The organism is Comamonas koreensis, from assembly GCF_014076495.1.
GTDB classification, from domain to species: Bacteria; Pseudomonadota; Gammaproteobacteria; order Burkholderiales; family Burkholderiaceae_C; genus Comamonas; species Comamonas squillarum.
This window is the reverse complement of record NZ_CP043575.1, coordinates 2,613,581-2,627,997: the sequence shown is the minus strand read 5'-3', so window position 1 is coordinate 2,627,997 and position 14,417 is coordinate 2,613,581. Positions and strand designations below refer to the sequence as shown.

Annotated in this window: 15 protein-coding genes and 1 riboswitch; of the genes, 6 read left to right on the top strand and 9 right to left on the bottom strand. The window is 65.1% G+C overall.

All coding sequences use genetic code 11. From position 1 onward, the window contains the following. The first annotated feature begins 135 nt into the window (after nucleotides 1-135). Nucleotides 136-660 (top strand): GNAT family N-acetyltransferase, encoded by a 525-nt coding sequence (locus F0Q04_RS11780; protein ID WP_182340677.1) that lies wholly within the window; start codon nucleotides 136-138, stop codon nucleotides 658-660. A gap of 59 nt (nucleotides 661-719) precedes the next feature. Here the strand turns inward: F0Q04_RS11780 and F0Q04_RS11775 are convergent, their stop codons facing one another. From F0Q04_RS11775 to F0Q04_RS11765, 3 genes are all read right to left on the bottom strand, one after another. Next, the gene (locus F0Q04_RS11775; protein WP_182340674.1) at nucleotides 720-2,177 is read right to left on the bottom strand and encodes a cryptochrome/photolyase family protein; all 1,458 of its coding nucleotides are present in this window, start codon (nucleotides 2,175-2,177) and stop codon (nucleotides 720-722) included. Nucleotides 2,178-2,356: 179 nt separating this feature from the next. Next, on the bottom strand, nucleotides 2,357-2,668 hold the full coding sequence (locus F0Q04_RS11770; RefSeq protein ID WP_182340671.1) for a hypothetical protein: 312 nt from the start codon (nucleotides 2,666-2,668) through the stop codon (nucleotides 2,357-2,359). Nucleotides 2,669-2,720: 52 nt separating this feature from the next. Further along, a complete protein-coding gene (locus F0Q04_RS11765) occupies nucleotides 2,721-2,981 on the bottom strand; it encodes a hypothetical protein (RefSeq protein ID WP_182340668.1) in 261 nt (86 codons plus the stop codon). 95 nt (nucleotides 2,982-3,076) lie between these two features. Between F0Q04_RS11765 and F0Q04_RS11760 the strand changes: the two genes are divergently transcribed. Next, a complete protein-coding gene (locus tag F0Q04_RS11760; RefSeq protein ID WP_182340665.1) occupies nucleotides 3,077-3,385 on the top strand; it encodes a hypothetical protein in 309 nt (102 codons plus the stop codon). A gap of 24 nt (nucleotides 3,386-3,409) precedes the next feature. On the opposite strand, the gene F0Q04_RS11755 is transcribed toward F0Q04_RS11760, so the two are convergent. Genes F0Q04_RS11755 through F0Q04_RS11730 form a run of 6 tightly spaced genes read right to left on the bottom strand, consistent with a single transcriptional unit; the run spans nucleotide 3,410 to nucleotide 9,399 of the window. Then, nucleotides 3,410-4,195, bottom strand: coding sequence for an SDR family oxidoreductase (locus F0Q04_RS11755; RefSeq protein ID WP_232539314.1), 786 nt, complete (start codon nucleotides 4,193-4,195; stop codon nucleotides 3,410-3,412). A 1-nt stretch (nucleotide 4,196) separates the two neighbouring features. After that, nucleotides 4,197-5,234: an ABC transporter substrate-binding protein gene (locus F0Q04_RS11750; protein WP_182340659.1), complete on the bottom strand. Its 1,038-nt coding sequence runs from the start codon at nucleotides 5,232-5,234 to the stop codon at nucleotides 4,197-4,199. A gap of 40 nt (nucleotides 5,235-5,274) precedes the next feature. Next, nucleotides 5,275-6,060, bottom strand: coding sequence for an ABC transporter permease (locus tag F0Q04_RS11745; RefSeq protein ID WP_182340656.1), 786 nt, complete (start codon nucleotides 6,058-6,060; stop codon nucleotides 5,275-5,277). Further along, nucleotides 6,057-6,803 carry an ABC transporter ATP-binding protein gene (locus tag F0Q04_RS11740; RefSeq protein ID WP_182340653.1) on the bottom strand — a complete coding sequence of 249 codons (747 nt, stop codon included), beginning with the start codon at nucleotides 6,801-6,803 and terminating at the stop codon, nucleotides 6,057-6,059. The genes F0Q04_RS11745 and F0Q04_RS11740 overlap by 4 nt, the downstream gene beginning before the upstream one ends. A gap of 11 nt (nucleotides 6,804-6,814) precedes the next feature. Next, the gene (locus F0Q04_RS11735) at nucleotides 6,815-8,317 is read right to left on the bottom strand and encodes an acyl-CoA reductase (RefSeq protein ID WP_420093984.1); all 1,503 of its coding nucleotides are present in this window, start codon (nucleotides 8,315-8,317) and stop codon (nucleotides 6,815-6,817) included. Continuing rightward, nucleotides 8,317-9,399, bottom strand: a complete 1,083-nt coding sequence (locus tag F0Q04_RS11730; RefSeq protein ID WP_182340650.1) for a long-chain fatty acid--CoA ligase — start codon at nucleotides 9,397-9,399, stop codon at nucleotides 8,317-8,319. Before F0Q04_RS11730 ends, F0Q04_RS11735 begins: the two co-directional genes overlap by 1 nt. 64 nt (nucleotides 9,400-9,463) lie before the next feature. Beyond that, nucleotides 9,464-9,555, bottom strand: a riboswitch (TPP riboswitch). Nucleotides 9,556-9,930: 375 nt separating this feature from the next. Here F0Q04_RS11730 and F0Q04_RS11725 point away from each other — a divergent pair. From F0Q04_RS11725 to F0Q04_RS11710, 4 genes are all read left to right on the top strand, one after another. Beyond that, entirely contained in the window at nucleotides 9,931-10,743 is an 813-nt protein-coding gene (locus tag F0Q04_RS11725; RefSeq protein WP_232539312.1) for a class II aldolase/adducin family protein, read from the top strand. Nucleotides 10,744-10,842: 99 nt separating this feature from the next. Next, complete coding sequence (locus tag F0Q04_RS11720; RefSeq protein ID WP_409935192.1) at nucleotides 10,843-12,405, top strand: ABC transporter substrate-binding protein; 1,563 nt, start codon at nucleotides 10,843-10,845, stop codon at nucleotides 12,403-12,405. 122 nt (nucleotides 12,406-12,527) lie between these two features. Beyond that, nucleotides 12,528-13,502 (top strand): ABC transporter permease, encoded by a 975-nt coding sequence (locus F0Q04_RS11715; RefSeq protein WP_021025248.1) that lies wholly within the window; start codon nucleotides 12,528-12,530, stop codon nucleotides 13,500-13,502. A 14-nt stretch (nucleotides 13,503-13,516) separates the two neighbouring features. Beyond that, nucleotides 13,517-14,416, top strand: coding sequence for an ABC transporter permease (locus tag F0Q04_RS11710; RefSeq protein ID WP_116926946.1), 900 nt, complete (start codon nucleotides 13,517-13,519; stop codon nucleotides 14,414-14,416). Nucleotide 14,417 lies beyond the last annotated feature (1 nt).

Genomic DNA, 14,417 nt, shown 5'->3' with positions numbered 1-14,417 from the left:
GTCAGTGCCAGCCAGCTGGATATTTGCTGCCCAGCAGCGCGGCGTTCAGAGCCCCCGATGCCTCTGGCCAGAACTAGAATGCCAGACCGTTCGACCCCATCCCCAGCGAACACGGTATGGATCTGGAGCCCCCGCATGTTGATTCGCCCTGCCCGTCTCACCGACGCCGCAGATTTACCAGCCATTGAAAAGTCTGCCGCCCAGCTGTATAGCGATGCCGCCGGCCTGGCCTGGCTGGCAGACGGCCCGCTGATAGCGCAGGCTGCGCATGAAAGCCGCATCCTCCAACAATCGGTATGGGTGGCCGAGACGGATGAAGGAGTGCTGACCGGTTTCATCAGCACGGAGATTGTCGACACCGAGCTTCACATCTGGGAGTTATCCGTCCACACGGACTGGCAGCGCAGGGGCATCGGCCGCCTGCTCATGGCCAGTGCGTACCAGCACGCCCTGGCACAGGGGCTGAGCGCGCTGACCTTGACGACGTTTTCCGATGTGGCATGGTGTGCCCCTGCTTATGCCAGGCTGGGTTTTCAGCAGCTGCTGCAACCCGGGCAACGCCTCCAGGAAACCCTGGACGCCGAAGCCCTGCATGGATTGCCCCCAGGCAGGCGCATCGCAATGCGGCTGCCCATCGGCATGTTCACGCAGCGGCACTGATCAAGCTATGGCGCTTGCGGCGAGCCCTGCCCTGCCTCACCGCCGAGCGTCTCATCCGGTCAATCCGGATTCTTCATAAAGTGAAACCGCATCAAGGTCCGCTCACGCGCCCGGCCGTGGTCCACCACCGGCTGCGGGTAGTCGCGCCCCAGCTGCAGACCGCAGGCTTGTTGCTCCAGCGGCTTCATCGCAGCGGGAAAGTGGATATACCGGTCAGGCACCTTGGCGAGTTCTGGCAGATAGCGGCGGATGAACTTGCCATCCGGGTCAAAACGCTCGGACTGGGTGATGGGGTTGAAGATGCGGAACCAGGGCTGGGCGTCGCAGCCCGTCGACGCCGCCCACTGCCAGCCGCCATTGTTCGATGACAGGTCATAGTCATTGAGGTGCTGGGCAAAAAAGCGCTCGCCCGCGCGCCAGTCAATGCCCAGGTCCTTGGTCAAAAAGCTGGCCACCACCATGCGCAGGCGGTTGTGCATATAACCGGTCTGCAGCAGCTGGCGCATGGCGGCGTCCACCAACGGGTACCCGGTGCGTGCCTCGCACCAGGCCTGCCACAGCTCAGGGGCGTCGTCCCACTGCACCTTGTCGTAGATGGGGCGGGACGACTGGGTCACCACCTGCGGGTGGTGCCAGAGAATCATCGCGTAAAAGTCGCGCCAGGCCAGCTCCGACAGCCAGGTTTGCGCGCCCTCGCAGCCCGTGCGCGCCTGCGCCACGGCCAGGGCGGCCAGCTGGCGGATCGACACGGTGCCAAAGCGCAGATGCACCGACAGGTAGGAGACGCCCTTGACCGCCGGAAAATCCCGCGCGTCCTGGTAGGCCGCCATGCGCGGCAAAAAATCCTGCAGCAGCAGCTGCGCGCCCCGGCTGCCGGTGGGAATCTTGAGCGACGCCAGATTGCTGGGCTGAAAACCCAGATCGGCCAGCGACGGAATCGCCTCGCCCTTGGGCAATGCCGCCAGATGCCCGGCATAGCGCGCCACCGGGTAGGCCTTGCACTGGAAGGCATCGAGCTTTTGCAGCCAGGCGCGCTTGTAGGGCGTGAACACGCTGTAGGGATGGCCTTGCTGGGTCAGCACCTCATCGCGGTCCAGCAGCACCTGGTCCTTGTAATCGCTAAGGGCGATGCCGGCGGCTTGCAAATCGCCGGCCACGCGCGCATCGCGGGCAATGGCCTCGGGTTCGTAGTCGCGGTTGGTCAGCACCTCTTGCACGCCCAAGGCCTGCGCCAGCTGCACCACCTCTTGCACAGCCGACCCATGGCGTACCAGCAGACCCGCACCCGGCGCGCCGCTGCCTGCCGCCAACTGGCGCAAGTCATCGTCCAGCGCCAACACACTGGCATGGATAAAGTCCACCCGCCTGTCCTCGCGCGTGGGCAGCAAATCCAGGATGTCGGTGTCAAAAACGAAGACGCAATACACCTGCTCAAAGCGGCGCAAGGCATGGTAGAGAGCGGCATGGTCGTCGCAACGCAAATCGCGACGCATCCATACCAGGGCGCGGCTGGCCATGGTTGATGGGTTTCCTGTTCTGATTTTTGATGCAGCAGATGGCAAGGCGGCAGCACGTAGTCCCAAGCTGGCCCCGCCATCCCAAGGGCGCTATTGTGCCGTGGCAGCGCGCCGCTGCATGTCAGCCAACAGGCTGGATGTCGCTTCCTTCTTGGGCTCGCGCGATGCTTTGCCTGGTCTTAGCGAAGCCGCGATCCGTCCGGGTTCTGGGCTTCTTCGTCGCGCCGGCTGGGATAGAAGGGTTTTTTCTCGTCAAGTCCATAAAACAGCTGGCCATGGATGCCCATCACCTGCGCCTTGGCAAGCCGCCGGGTCCATAGGCTATCAAAGGCTTTGTCCAAGGCCGCCGCATCGGGTGCAGCTGCATAGACGTCGTCGATGAAGGCGATGTCCTGGCCGCTGGGGAAGATCAGCGCGAACTCCTGCTCCGTCGCAGCAAAGATGTCGTAGACGCAGTTCAGCGCGCCATCGATGACCTGGATGTTTTTCATGGATGTCGTGGTGCGGCAGCTGGGCCGCTGGCCAGCAACCGCGCTGCCCGGCTCAGTCGTCCGCAGCGGGGGCTGTTTCCAACCAGACGATGCTAGCCGGGTGGTGTTGCGCTATGGTGTCGAGCGCGCCGGCCAAAGTATCTGTGTCTTTCGGGTCCAAGGCGTAGTCAAAGCGCGAAAGGCCGCTCCCTGCCATAGCGCTAAACGCCTCTTGGGAAATCGCATTCGAGCCGCACCACACCGGCTGGCCCGTTTTTTCTGCTGCGATCAAGGCCTGCTGAAGGCCTTCGGGGGTGATTGCCAGGAAGACCATGGTTGTCCGTTTCTGCTGATCAGTCTTTGCGAGGACCCGAGGGCCCCTGGGTGCCATAGCATACTGTGCGTCCGTAATCAGCTCCAAGCACCAATATGAGTACCTGGGAACCCGTCACCGTCGATGCGTTGGAAGCGATTGTTGAAAAGCAACTCTCCAACTGCAGCGCAGCGCAACAGGCGCTTTTCACTGGATGTCGGCAGCCTTTTTACCCGGTCCCCATCCATCGCCTGGGCCAGCTAGAGCAGGTATTGGTCGTCGCCCACCTCCCCCACGGCCTGCTGTATTTCGAAGATGTCGAAGACGGTTTTGAGGTGGGGGAGCTGCAGCAGGACGGTGCACTCCATCCCCACAGCTGCGACCAGTTGGAGCTCAGGCATGTACTGCCACGGGAGAACGACTGAGGTTTGCGCCGCCTGATCGCCCCATCAGCGCATCACCAAGCCCCCATCCACCAACAACACCTGCCCCGTCATAAACCGGCTCAGGTCCGATGCCAGAAACAGCACCGGCCCGGCCACATCCTCGGGGCTGGCCAGGCGGCGCAGCGGGGTGGCAGCCATCAGCGATTCGCGGAAGGACTCGCGGGTTTGCGCGCTGCCCTGGGTGGGGTAGACGAGGCCCGGGGCGACGCAGTTGACGCGTATGCCAAAGGGCCCCAGCTCGCTGGCGAGGTTGCGGCTAAAGCCCACCAGCGAGGCCTTGGCCGTGCTGTAGTCGTGGTAGGCGACGACAGGGTGTTCCACCAAGTTGCTGCTGATATTGACAATGCTGCCCCGGGCGCGCTGGCGCATCTGCGGCAGCACCGCGCGGCAGACATGGAAGGCGCCGCCCACGGCGGCATCGAACTGCGCCTGGTAGTCGCTCCAGGCCAGTGCATCGAGCGGCTGCCGGCGCTCGGGGTCAAAGGCATAGGGGCGCAAGGCGTTGTTCACGACGACGTCGATGGGCCCGGCCTCTTGCGCAATGGCCTGGGCCATCGCGTCCACCGCGGCCGGATTGCCCACATCGGCCTGCACGGCCCAGGCGTTGCCGCCAGCGGCCTGGCAGGCGGCCACGGTCTGGGCGGCGGCGGCCTCATTGGCCAGGTAGTTCACCGCCACGGTGGCGCCTTCGCGCGCAAAGGCCTGGGCGATGGCCGCGCCAATGCCACGGCTGGCGCCGGTGACCAGCACCACCTTGCCGCGCAGATTCAAAGCACTGCTCTCCAGCATCTCAGGCCCCTGGCAGCCAACGGCTGTCGACCACATCGGCCACCTGAATGGGCTGCTGCACCATGCCCAGCGCATGGTAGGCGTCAGCCCCCTTTTGCAGCGCAGCCAGGTCAAAACTGCCCAGCGGCGCGACCTTGCCCTGCGGCCGCAGGGTGGGCTGGGCCGAGGCATTGCGCAGCGCAATCACATCGAGGTTGATATCGCGCTGGGTGCCATCGATCGCGCGCTTGGTGGCCAGAGTGGCGGCCTCTTCGGGGTTGGCGATCATCCAGGCCGCGCTGTCGCGGTAGCCGCGCAAAAAGGCCTGCAGCAATGCCGGCTGCTGCTCCAGCGTCTGCCGGCGCACCACAAACATGTCGCTGGACATATTGAGGTAGTCGCGCACAGGCATCACATGCACCTCGCCCATGCCCTTGCGCAGGCCCACGGCCAGGCCGGTGTCAGTGGCGGCAGTCGCATCGACCTGGCCTTGCATCAGCGGTGCAAAGTTCAAAAGGCCGGTGACGACAATGCGCACGTCCGATTCCTTGAGCCCCGCCTGGTGCAGCATCACCATCAGGTTCTGGCGCGTGCCGCTGGCCAGGCTGTAGACGCCAATGGTCTTACCCTTCAGATCCGCCGGGCTGCGGATGCCGCTCGAGCGCAGCGAGACGACATTGAAAACGTTTTGCGGGTAGATGTCGTAGATGGCGACCAGCTTCTCGCCCTTGTCCAGCGCCATAAAAAATGAGCCCGGATCGGTAAAGGCCACATCGCCCTGCCCGCTCAGGATATTGCGGATCGCGTCGCCACCGCCGGCACCGGGCAGGTAGGTCAGGTCCACCCCCTGGGCTTTGAAAAAGCCCTTGTCCGGCTCGGCCAGGATATTGGTGATCTCGCTGATCGGCTTGCTCCAGCCGGCCAGGCGAATCTTGCCGCTGACCGGCGCGGCAGCGCCCGCTGTGATGCCCGTACCCGCCAGGCCCAGGCCCAACAGGCCGGCAGAGGCGCCCAGCCAGCGGCGGCGCGAGAGGGAAGACGTCAGAAAAGGTGCAGACATAAGCGGTCCATCCAGAAGCAATCGAGCAAAAATCTAAAAATCAACGGCGCGGGCCTGCCGGGGCGCCAGCGACTGCATGGCTACGCAGCAACCAGCGCTCCAGCAGCAGGCAAGCCTGGTACATCAGCAAGCCCAGCGCCGCAATCAGCAAGAGCGCGGCAAACATCAAGCTGGTGTCCATCATTCCCTGGGCGGCAATCACCACCGCGCCCAGCCCTTGGCTGGCACCCATGAACTCTGCCACTACCGCACCCACCAGCGCCAGCACCACGGCCACGCGCAGGCCCGCGAGAATCGCGGGCAACCCCATGGGCAGCTTGAGCCGCAATAAGGTCTGCAGACGGCTGGCCCCCAGCATGCGAAACAGCTGCAGGCGCTGTGCATCGACCTGGCGCAGGCCCGTCAAGGTGTTTTCCATCAGCGGAAAAAAGCAGACCAGCGCCGTGATCAGCACCGTCGGCAGCATGCCAAAACCAAACCACAGCACAAACAGCGGCGCCAGCGCCAGCTTGGGCACCACCTGGCTGACGACCACATAGGGCTTGAGCACGCGCTCCAGCAACACCGACTCGGCCAAGGCCATACCCGCCAGCAAGCCAAAACAGGCACCGGCAGCCAGGCCCAGCAGCACCGCCTGCACGGTGGCCGCCACATGCGGCCAAAAGTAGCCGGACGCGAGCCCCGTCCACAAGGCCTGCAGCACCGCCGACGGCACGGGCAGCACCAGGGCCGAGATGCCGCCCAGGCGCCCAGCGCCCTCCCACACGGCCAGCAGCAGCACCAGCAACGCAGTGGCCCAGAGCCGGGCTATCAAGAGAGGGTTCATGCGCTGGCCCCATCCATCGCGGCACGCACCTGGGCCGCATAGGCGTTAAAGGCCGCGCCATGGCGCATGGCCTGGGTGCGGGGCGTCGGCAGGTCAATGGCGATATCGGCCACCAGGCGCCCGCCATGCATCAGCGCCACCCGGTCCCCCAGGTACACGGCTTCGTTGATGTCATGGGTGACAAAGAGCACGGTGGTGCCGCGCGCGCGGCAGCTGCGCAGCAGCTCGTCTTGCAGCTCCGCGCGGGTGATGGCGTCCAGCGCGGCAAAGGGCTCGTCGAGCAGCAGCAAGGCGGGCTCACGAATCAAGGCCCGCGCCAGCGCCACCCGGCTTTGCTGCCCGCCGGATAGCTGACGGGGATGCTGCCGGGTCAGCGACGCCAGGCCCAGTTGGGCCAGCAGCTGCTCGGCGGCGTCACGGTCCTGCGCCGTAGGCTTGCGCTGCAGCGACAGCGGCAGCAGCACATTGTCCAGCACCGTCAGCCAGTCCAGCAAGGTGGGCGACTGGAACATCACGCCCAGCTGCGGGCCGGGTGCGGCCAGGCTACCACCAGCCCGCACAATGCGCCCGGCCTGGGGCTGCAGCAGGCCGGCGACCAGCTGCAGCAAGCTGGTCTTGCCGCAGCCGCTGCGGCCCAGCAGGCAGTGGAAGGCGCCTTGCGCCATCTGCCAGCGCACGCCATCCACGACAGGCGGCTGGCCCGGGTAGGCAAAGCTAAGGTCCTCGATATCAATCCATGCCATCGCGCCGCCCTTCAGTCTGCGTAGCGCGCCAGCGGCTGGGCGGCGGCCTCGGCAGCGGCATCGATCTCGGTCATCCGCATCAGGTCGAGCAGGCTAAAGCGCCCGTCATGGTGCCAACCGGCTTCGGGCATGCCCATGGCGCCCAGCGCGCTGATGCGGGTGACGCCGGCGGCCCCCAGCAGGCCGGCGAGGCGGTACAAATCCTCGGGGCCCACGGCCAGGCCTGCGCTCTGCAGGTAGTCACGCTGGGCTGCTATCAACGGCACCACCTGCTCCAGGCTGTCCACCCCCACGACGACAATGCTGCGGTAGAGCGCCGTGGGCGCCAGCGGCTCCAGGCTGTCGCTATAGGCCACGCTCCAGGGCGCATCGGCCGGGCCAATCAGCTGCGGGGCGGCGCCATCATCGGCGGGCGCACGCCACTCCAGCGACTGCTGCCAGCGCGCCATGCCGGCGCCCTCTTCCAGATCCAGCGGGCGGCGCGCAAAGCGCTGCTGCAGGTTGGCGAGCTCGGCGGCCAGGTAATCGGCAAAGGCGCGGGGTGAGACCGTGGCGCCCCGCTCTACATAAAACACATGGGGCGAGTAGCAGCCTTGCTGGTCATAGCGCATGACATCCCAGGCTGCCAGCCGCGCATGGGCCGGCGCTTTGACGGCATCCAGTGCCGCCCTACCCACCATGCCAAAACCCAGCTTGTGGCCATGGGGCAAAAAACGCGTGGTCACCGGCAACTGCTGGCGCAGCGCGGCCAGGGTCTGGTTGCTGCCATAGGCCATCACGGTATCGGCCTCGGCGTAAAGCACCTGCGCACCTTCGGCGCTGTCGCCCGTCTGGGCGCCGCCGGGCCACCAGACCACGGCCAGGCAGTCGGCCAAGGGCGGATGGACTTCGACCAGCAAACGCGCAAACCAGCCGGCAAACAGCGGCTCGGCACTGGCCAGCTTGCCGAAGCTAGGCGCTTTGACGAGCAGGCCGCAAACCAGGCTCCACAGCGACAGCGCCGGCACATTGCCGGCCCAGCTGTGCAGCAGCAGGCCGGGGCCGTAGGCACGCACCGCTCCGCCCTTGGCGGCGGGCACAAAGCCGTCCAGCACAAGGGGGTTGGCAAAATCCTCGCCCACAAAGCGCCACAGCTGGGGCGCGCGAAAGGTCTTGAACAGGCCGTTGAGCCCCAGGCGAACCATCGCCGCGTCATAGCCGCACACCAGCGGGAGGCAGGCATCGATCTGGCGGCGATAGGGGTCGGCCGGGTCCAGCAGGCGGGCGATGGCGCGGTCAATCGCCGCCACAATCTCGGCCAGCGGCATCGGCTGCAGCTGGCGCTGCGCGGCGGCGCGCAACCGCTCGGTGAGGGCCTGCATCTGCGCGCCGGTCAGCACCGGCACCTCGACCTCCAGGCGCTGGCCCGCGCGCTCAAACACCAGCACCTGCCAGCGTACCTGACTTTCCTCCAGGCCTGGCAGGTAGCCGGCCCGCATGCGCCCGGCCATGCGCTCAGCGGCTTGCGGCTGCATCATGCGCGCGCCGCTTGCACAAACTCATCGACGGCCAGCGAGCAGCCTTTGGCGGCGGCCCCTTCGGCCCGGCCCAGCAGCAAAAAGCCGCCATCGGCCCACAGGCCCACGTCTTCGGTCAGGATGGTGCTGACCGCGTTGTAGTTGGCCAGGTCGCAGTGCACCAGAATGCCGCGCTCGCCAGGCGCTACGCTGCGGCCGCTGACGGGCTCGACCAGGCGCGAGCGAATCCAGTGCGGGCCGGACTTGACCGAGGGCAACGTGGCATTGCCGTTGTCGTAGAACTGGGTGCTCAGCTCGGTCATGCCATACATGTTGATGCACAGCTCGGGCGGCACGCCCAACAGTTCGGAAAGGCCGGCATAGAAGTCGGCCAACGGCAGCTCACGCGACTGGCCCTTGTAGCCGCCGGTATCCAGGATGCGGCTGCCCGCTGGAAGATGATAGCGGCGGCCCTGGGCACGCAGCGCATCCATCACATGCACGAGGCTGAAGCTGGCGCCCAGCAGTGCATAGGGCTGGCCGCTGCGCTCAGCCGCTTCCAGCGCGGCGCAGAGCCCGGCCATATCCAGGCCCTCCGGCCCGAGAAAATAGCGGCTCTCCGGTGTGCCAAAGCTCGACTTGGCCAGTGCCAGGTAATGCGCCAGCGACGAGTTGGGCATGGCCGCCTCATCAGGGAACAGGATGCCCATTGGCATGCGCGCTGTGCCCTGCATAAAGCGGGTGGCGAAATGCTGCTGCATCGACAGGTCATACACCTGCAGGGCAGGATGAAAATGCCTGCCCCGTGCCGCGCGGCCCGTGGTGCCACTGGTCATGAAGACACGCTCGGTGGACGACGGCGGCTCGCTGCGCAGCTCCAGTGCCTTGAAGGCGTCGATGGGCACAGCCGGGATATCGCTCCAGGTCTTGACCGTGCGGGGGCTTGCGCCACGGCGCTGGCAAAAGCTGCGGAACGGCGTATTGGATGCGTATTGGTAGGCAAAAAGACGCAGCGCGAGCTGGTCAAACTGGTCATCGGTGCAGCCATCCATTGCGATGAATGCAAGCAGGTCTGCGACCAGCGTATCGGCCTTGTCCATGGAATTCCTTCGAGAGCGGTGAGGTCATGCTCCGAAGGCTCCCCCCATGCGCGCAAGGCGCCCCTGGCAGGGACTTGGCTCTTCTTCCGCCGGAATGACCCGGTTCAAGTTCTCGGGTGTAGATCTCAGCACTGGCGTGCACCCCGGAGCAGGCGCCATCTTACCCCAGGGCTGCTGGGTCACCGCCATCCACACTGTCAAGCCAAGGCCTGCACCACGGCCAATCCAGCCACCGGGGCCAAGCCCAAACCAGGGAAAACACCAGGGCCACCGCGATGGTGCAAGGCGCCGAGGGCGCAGTCGCACACGCACCAAGCCAAGGCATTTTTTGCGCATTCCTGCACCATATCCAGGCAAGGACATCACCACCTAACCCATTGTGGTGCTTTGCAAATTTTCTGCGCCAGGTCAAAGCGCGCCTGCTGGAAATCACCTAGTCCGCAACCCTTTCCATCCGCGATTCAGTCTGTTAACTTACGTCCTGTCGACAGACGACTGTCGCTAGACGACATAAATTTAATGAGGACAACAATGCTTGCAATGGCTGATGCCGACGTCCAATCCGGCTACGACAAACCGCATACCGACAGCGAACAGCGCGTTCGCGAAGACCTGGCCGCCGCCTACCGCCTGATGGCCCATTTCGGGATGGACGACAGCATCTACACGCACATCTCGGCGCGGGTGCCAGGCCGCACTGACCAGTTCCTCATCAACCCCTTTGGCACCCTGTTCAAGGACATCACGGCCAGCTCGCTGGTCAAGATCGATGCCGAGGGCCGTATCGTCGAGGACACGCCCTACGAGGTGAACCCGGCCGGCTTTGTGATCCACAGCGCTGTGCATGCGGCCCGCCATGACGCCGCCTGCGTCGTGCACTCGCATACCGAAGCGGGCGTGGCGGTGTCCTCACTGCAATGCGGCCTGCAGCCGAGCAACCAGTGGGCGCTGCAGTTCTACAACCGCGTGGCCTACCACACGTTCGAAGGCATCGCGCTGGATCTGCATGAGCGCGAGCGCCTGGTCGCCGACCTGGGCAGCACGGCCAAGGCCATGGTGCTGCGCAACCACGGTCTGCTCACCTTGGGCCACAGCGTGGCCGAGGCCTTCATCCTGATGCTCAACCTGGACCGCGCCTGCCGCGTGCAGCTGGCCATCCAGTCCAGCGGCCAGGCCATCAACCCCGTGCCGCCCGAGGTCTGCGAGCTGACCGCCCGCCAGTACGAGAGCGGCGACACCGATGTGATGCCCGGCCAGCCCAAGCGCGCCGACCCGCATGAGCGCGAATGGCAGGGCCTGCTGGGCTTTTTGCAGCCCCCGGGCCGCAGCCACTACCGCGACTGAGGACCTCTCGACCCTTGCATGCCGCCGCCTTTGCGGCTCCACCGCCGCAAGCCCAGCCGGGCCAGGCACCCCTTGATACCAAGACAGGAAGCAACCATGATCAATCGGCGTGAACTTATCTCCTACAGCCTGGCCGGTGCCGGCCTCAGCATCGCGGGCGTGCCCATGGCAGCGTTGGCGCAGCAAACCAAGGGAACGATCAATGTGATGGTGCAGCCCGAGCCCTCGGGCCTGATGCTGGGCATTGTGCAAAACGGCCCCACCCAGCTGGTCTCCGGCTATATCTACGAAGGCCTGCTGCGCTACGACGACAAGCTCGAACCCCATGGCCTGCTGGCCACGGCCTGGAGCCGCTCCGACGACGGCCTGACCTACACCTTCAAGCTCAAGTCCGGCGTCAAGTGGCACGACGGCAAGCCCTTCTCTGCCGATGATGTGGTGTTCTCGGTCGACAAGTTTCTGCGCAAGACCCATGCCCGCCTTCGCGCCTCGCTCGAGCCGCTGGAGAGCGTGCGCGCCATCGATGCCAACACGGTGGAGTTCAAGCTCAAGTACCCGTTTGGGCCCTTCATCAGCCTGTTCGATACCGGCTCGATGCCGATGATCCCCAAGCACATCTACGAAAACACCGACTACGCCACCAACCCCGCCAATGCCAAGCCGATTGGCACGGGCCCCTTCAAGTACAAGGAATGGGTGCGGGGCTCCTACATCCAGCTGGTGGCCAATGAGCTCTACCACACCAAGGGCGAGCCCATGGTGGAGAACCTGTACTTCCACATCATCCCGGATGCGGCCTCGCGCGCAGCAGCGTTTGAGTCCGGCAAGGTCGATGTGGTGCCCGGCGGCGCGGTCGAGTTCTTTGATGTGGCCCGCCTGGCCAAGCTGCCTGGAGCAGCGGTCACCACCAAGGGCTGGGAGTTCTACTCGCCCCATTCCTGGCTGGTGCTCAACAACCGCAAGGCGCCCTTTGACAACCCCAAGTTCCGCCAGGCCGTGATGTATGCGATGGACCGCGAGGCCATGGTCAAGGTCGCCTGGCAGGGTTTTGCCAAGACGGCTGCCGGCCCCTTCAACCAGCATGTGAAGTTCGCCTCCGATGATGTCACCAAGTACCCGCGCGATCTGAACAAGGCCAAGGCCTTACTCAAGGAAGCCGGCTACAAGGGCGAGACCGTCAAGCTGCTGCCGCTGCCTTATGGCGAATCCTGGCAGCGCCTGGCCGAGATGATCCGCCAGAACCTGATCCAGGCCGGCATCAAGGTGGAGACCACCGGCACCGATGTGGCCGGCTGGAACCAGCGCACCGCCGAGTGGGACTTTGACATGGCCATCATCTATGTCTACCAATACCCCGATCCTGCGCTGGGCGTGGCGCGTACCTACACCAGCCACACGATTGCCAAGGGCTCGCCGTTCAACAACATCGAAGGCTATGTCAACCCCAAGGTGGATGCACTGTTTGACGCCGGCGCCAAGGCCCTGACCGATGCCGACCGCGCCAAGGCCTATGCCGAGGTGCAGAAGATCCTGACCGAAGAGGTGCCGGTGGCCTGGTTGCATGAGATCAACTTCCCCACGCTCTACCGCACCAAGATCAAGAACCCGATCAGCTCCGGCGTGGGCTTGAATGACAGCCTGAGCCGTGCGTCCATAGCTTAAGGCCCCGCCGGTTGCGGCCTAGGCCGCAGCGCCTCTCTTCTTGCTGAACTCTGCACGCTGCCAGCCCCCGCTGGCGCGTGCGGGATGGCAGCGCTTTTGTCTCGCTCCAAGGTCTCCCCGCTATGAACCGCCTCCGCTACATGTCCGTCCGGGTGCTCCAGGGTCTGCTGGTGCTCATGTGCATAGCCACCGTCAACTTCATGCTGATCCGGGCAGCGCCCGGCGACCCGGTTGCCGTCATTGCCGGTGAAGCCGGTGCCTCGGACCCGCAGTTTGTCGCTCAGCTGCGCGAGCAGTTCGGTCTGGACAAGCCCGTCACCACCCAGCTGGCCAACTACCTGGGCCACATCACGCAGCTGGACCTGGGCTTTTCCTACCGGCAGCAGCGCCCGGTGCTGGATCTGATTGCCGAGCGCCTGCCCGCTACCTTGCTGCTCACCGGCAGCGCGTTTGTGATGTCGCTGATCTTTGGCGTGGCCTTGGGCGCCACGGCCAGCCGCCATGTCGGCAAATGGGTGGACAGCGCCATCACCTTTGTGGCGCTGGTGTTCTATGCCACGCCGCTGTATTGGCTGGCCATGATGGCGGTGCTGGTGTTCTCGGTGCAGCTGAGCTGGCTGCCCGGTTTTGGCTACTTCACCGTCGGGAGCGACGCCACCGGCTTTGCCCGCGCCTGGGACATTGCCCAGCATCTGGTGCTGCCGTCCCTCACGCTGGCGCTCTTTTATATGGCGGTCTATGCCCGCATGACCCGGGCCTCGATGCTCGAAGTCGCGCAGATGGACTTTGTCAAAACCGCCCGCGCCAAGGGCGTGCGCATGGGCCGCATCCAGCGCCAGCACATTCTGCGCAATGCCTTGCTGCCCATCGTTACCTTGGCGGGCATCCAGGCCGGCGGCCTCATTGGCGGCGCGGTGCTGACCGAGACGGTGTTTGCCTGGCCCGGCATTGGCCGCCTGATGTTCGATGCCCTGCTGCAGCGCGACTACAACCTGCTGCTGGGCTGCTTCCTGGTTGCAGCCGCCGTGGCGGTGCTGTTCAACCTGATCACTGATTTTGTCTACACCCTGGTCGATCCCCGGATCGAGCTGGGCTGAAACGGAGCCTTGCGATGACTGCTATTTCCGAGCCGGCCCTGGTGGCCGCTACGCCTCCCGCCAAGAACAAGCACCGCTCGACCTTCTGGAGCCGCTTTTGCCGCAACCGGGGCGCCCTTTTGGGCCTGGCCATCTTGCTGGTCGTGGCGCTCTTGGTCTGCTTTGGCCCGCTGCTGGCCGCGCACAACCCCTGGGACATGGTCGAGCAACCCTTTTTGCCGCCGATGGAGCGCGCAGGCTTTGCGATGGGCACCGACACCATGGGCCGCGACATTCTCTCGGGCCTGGTGCTGGGCGCGCGCATTTCGCTGCTGATCGCCGTGATCTCGACCCTGGTGTCGCTGCTGATTGGCGTGGGCATTGGCGCGGTATCGGGCTACTTTGGCGGCTGGGTCGATGCCAGCCTGATGCGCTTTACCGAAATGTTCCAGTCTGTACCCAGCTTTGCACTGGCCCTGGTACTGGTGGCGATTTTTGAGCCCTCGGTCAACTCCATCATTGTGGCCATTGCGCTCGTGTCCTGGCCGCCGGTGGCGCGCCTGGTGCGCGGCGAATTCCTGACCCTGCGCCAGCGCGACTTTGTCGCCGCCGCCCAGCTGGCTGGCCAAAGCACGCCCCGCATCATCCTGGCGCAGATCCTGCCCAATGCCGCCTCGTCCATCGTGGTGATGGCGTCCCTGATGGTGGCCACCGCCATCCTGCTCGAATCGAGCCTGAGCTTTATGGGCCTGGGTGACCCCAATCTGATGAGCTGGGGTTACATGATCGGCTCGGCCCGCACCGTGCTGCGCCAAGCCTGGTGGATGGCCGTGTTCCCCGGCGTCGCCATCCTGCTCACCGTGCTGGCCTTCAACCTGGTGGGCGAAGGGCTGAACGACGGACTCAATGCGCGCCAGGACGGGAAGACACGATGAA

Excerpts from the sequence above, each read along its gene's own strand:
- F0Q04_RS11780 (WP_182340677.1), top strand. The coding sequence starts at position 136 with ATGTTGATTCGCCCTGCCCGTCTCACCGACGCCGCAGATTTACCAGCC.
- F0Q04_RS11775 (WP_182340674.1), bottom strand. The coding sequence starts at position 2,177 with ATGGCCAGCCGCGCCCTGGTATGGATGCGTCGCGATTTGCGTTGCGAC.
- F0Q04_RS11770 (WP_182340671.1), bottom strand. The coding sequence starts at position 2,668 with ATGAAAAACATCCAGGTCATCGATGGCGCGCTGAACTGCGTCTACGAC.
- F0Q04_RS11765 (WP_182340668.1), bottom strand. The coding sequence starts at position 2,981 with ATGGTCTTCCTGGCAATCACCCCCGAAGGCCTTCAGCAGGCCTTGATC.
- F0Q04_RS11760 (WP_182340665.1), top strand. The coding sequence starts at position 3,077 with ATGAGTACCTGGGAACCCGTCACCGTCGATGCGTTGGAAGCGATTGTT.
- F0Q04_RS11755 (WP_232539314.1), bottom strand. The coding sequence starts at position 4,195 with ATGCTGGAGAGCAGTGCTTTGAATCTGCGCGGCAAGGTGGTGCTGGTC.
- F0Q04_RS11750 (WP_182340659.1), bottom strand. The coding sequence starts at position 5,234 with ATGTCTGCACCTTTTCTGACGTCTTCCCTCTCGCGCCGCCGCTGGCTG.
- F0Q04_RS11745 (WP_182340656.1), bottom strand. The coding sequence starts at position 6,060 with ATGAACCCTCTCTTGATAGCCCGGCTCTGGGCCACTGCGTTGCTGGTG.
- F0Q04_RS11740 (WP_182340653.1), bottom strand. The coding sequence starts at position 6,803 with ATGGCATGGATTGATATCGAGGACCTTAGCTTTGCCTACCCGGGCCAG.
- F0Q04_RS11735 (WP_420093984.1), bottom strand. The coding sequence starts at position 8,317 with ATGCAGCCGCAAGCCGCTGAGCGCATGGCCGGGCGCATGCGGGCCGGC.
- F0Q04_RS11730 (WP_182340650.1), bottom strand. The coding sequence starts at position 9,399 with ATGGACAAGGCCGATACGCTGGTCGCAGACCTGCTTGCATTCATCGCA.
- F0Q04_RS11725 (WP_232539312.1), top strand. The coding sequence starts at position 9,931 with ATGCTTGCAATGGCTGATGCCGACGTCCAATCCGGCTACGACAAACCG.
- F0Q04_RS11715 (WP_021025248.1), top strand. The coding sequence starts at position 12,528 with ATGAACCGCCTCCGCTACATGTCCGTCCGGGTGCTCCAGGGTCTGCTG.
- F0Q04_RS11710 (WP_116926946.1), top strand. The coding sequence starts at position 13,517 with ATGACTGCTATTTCCGAGCCGGCCCTGGTGGCCGCTACGCCTCCCGCC.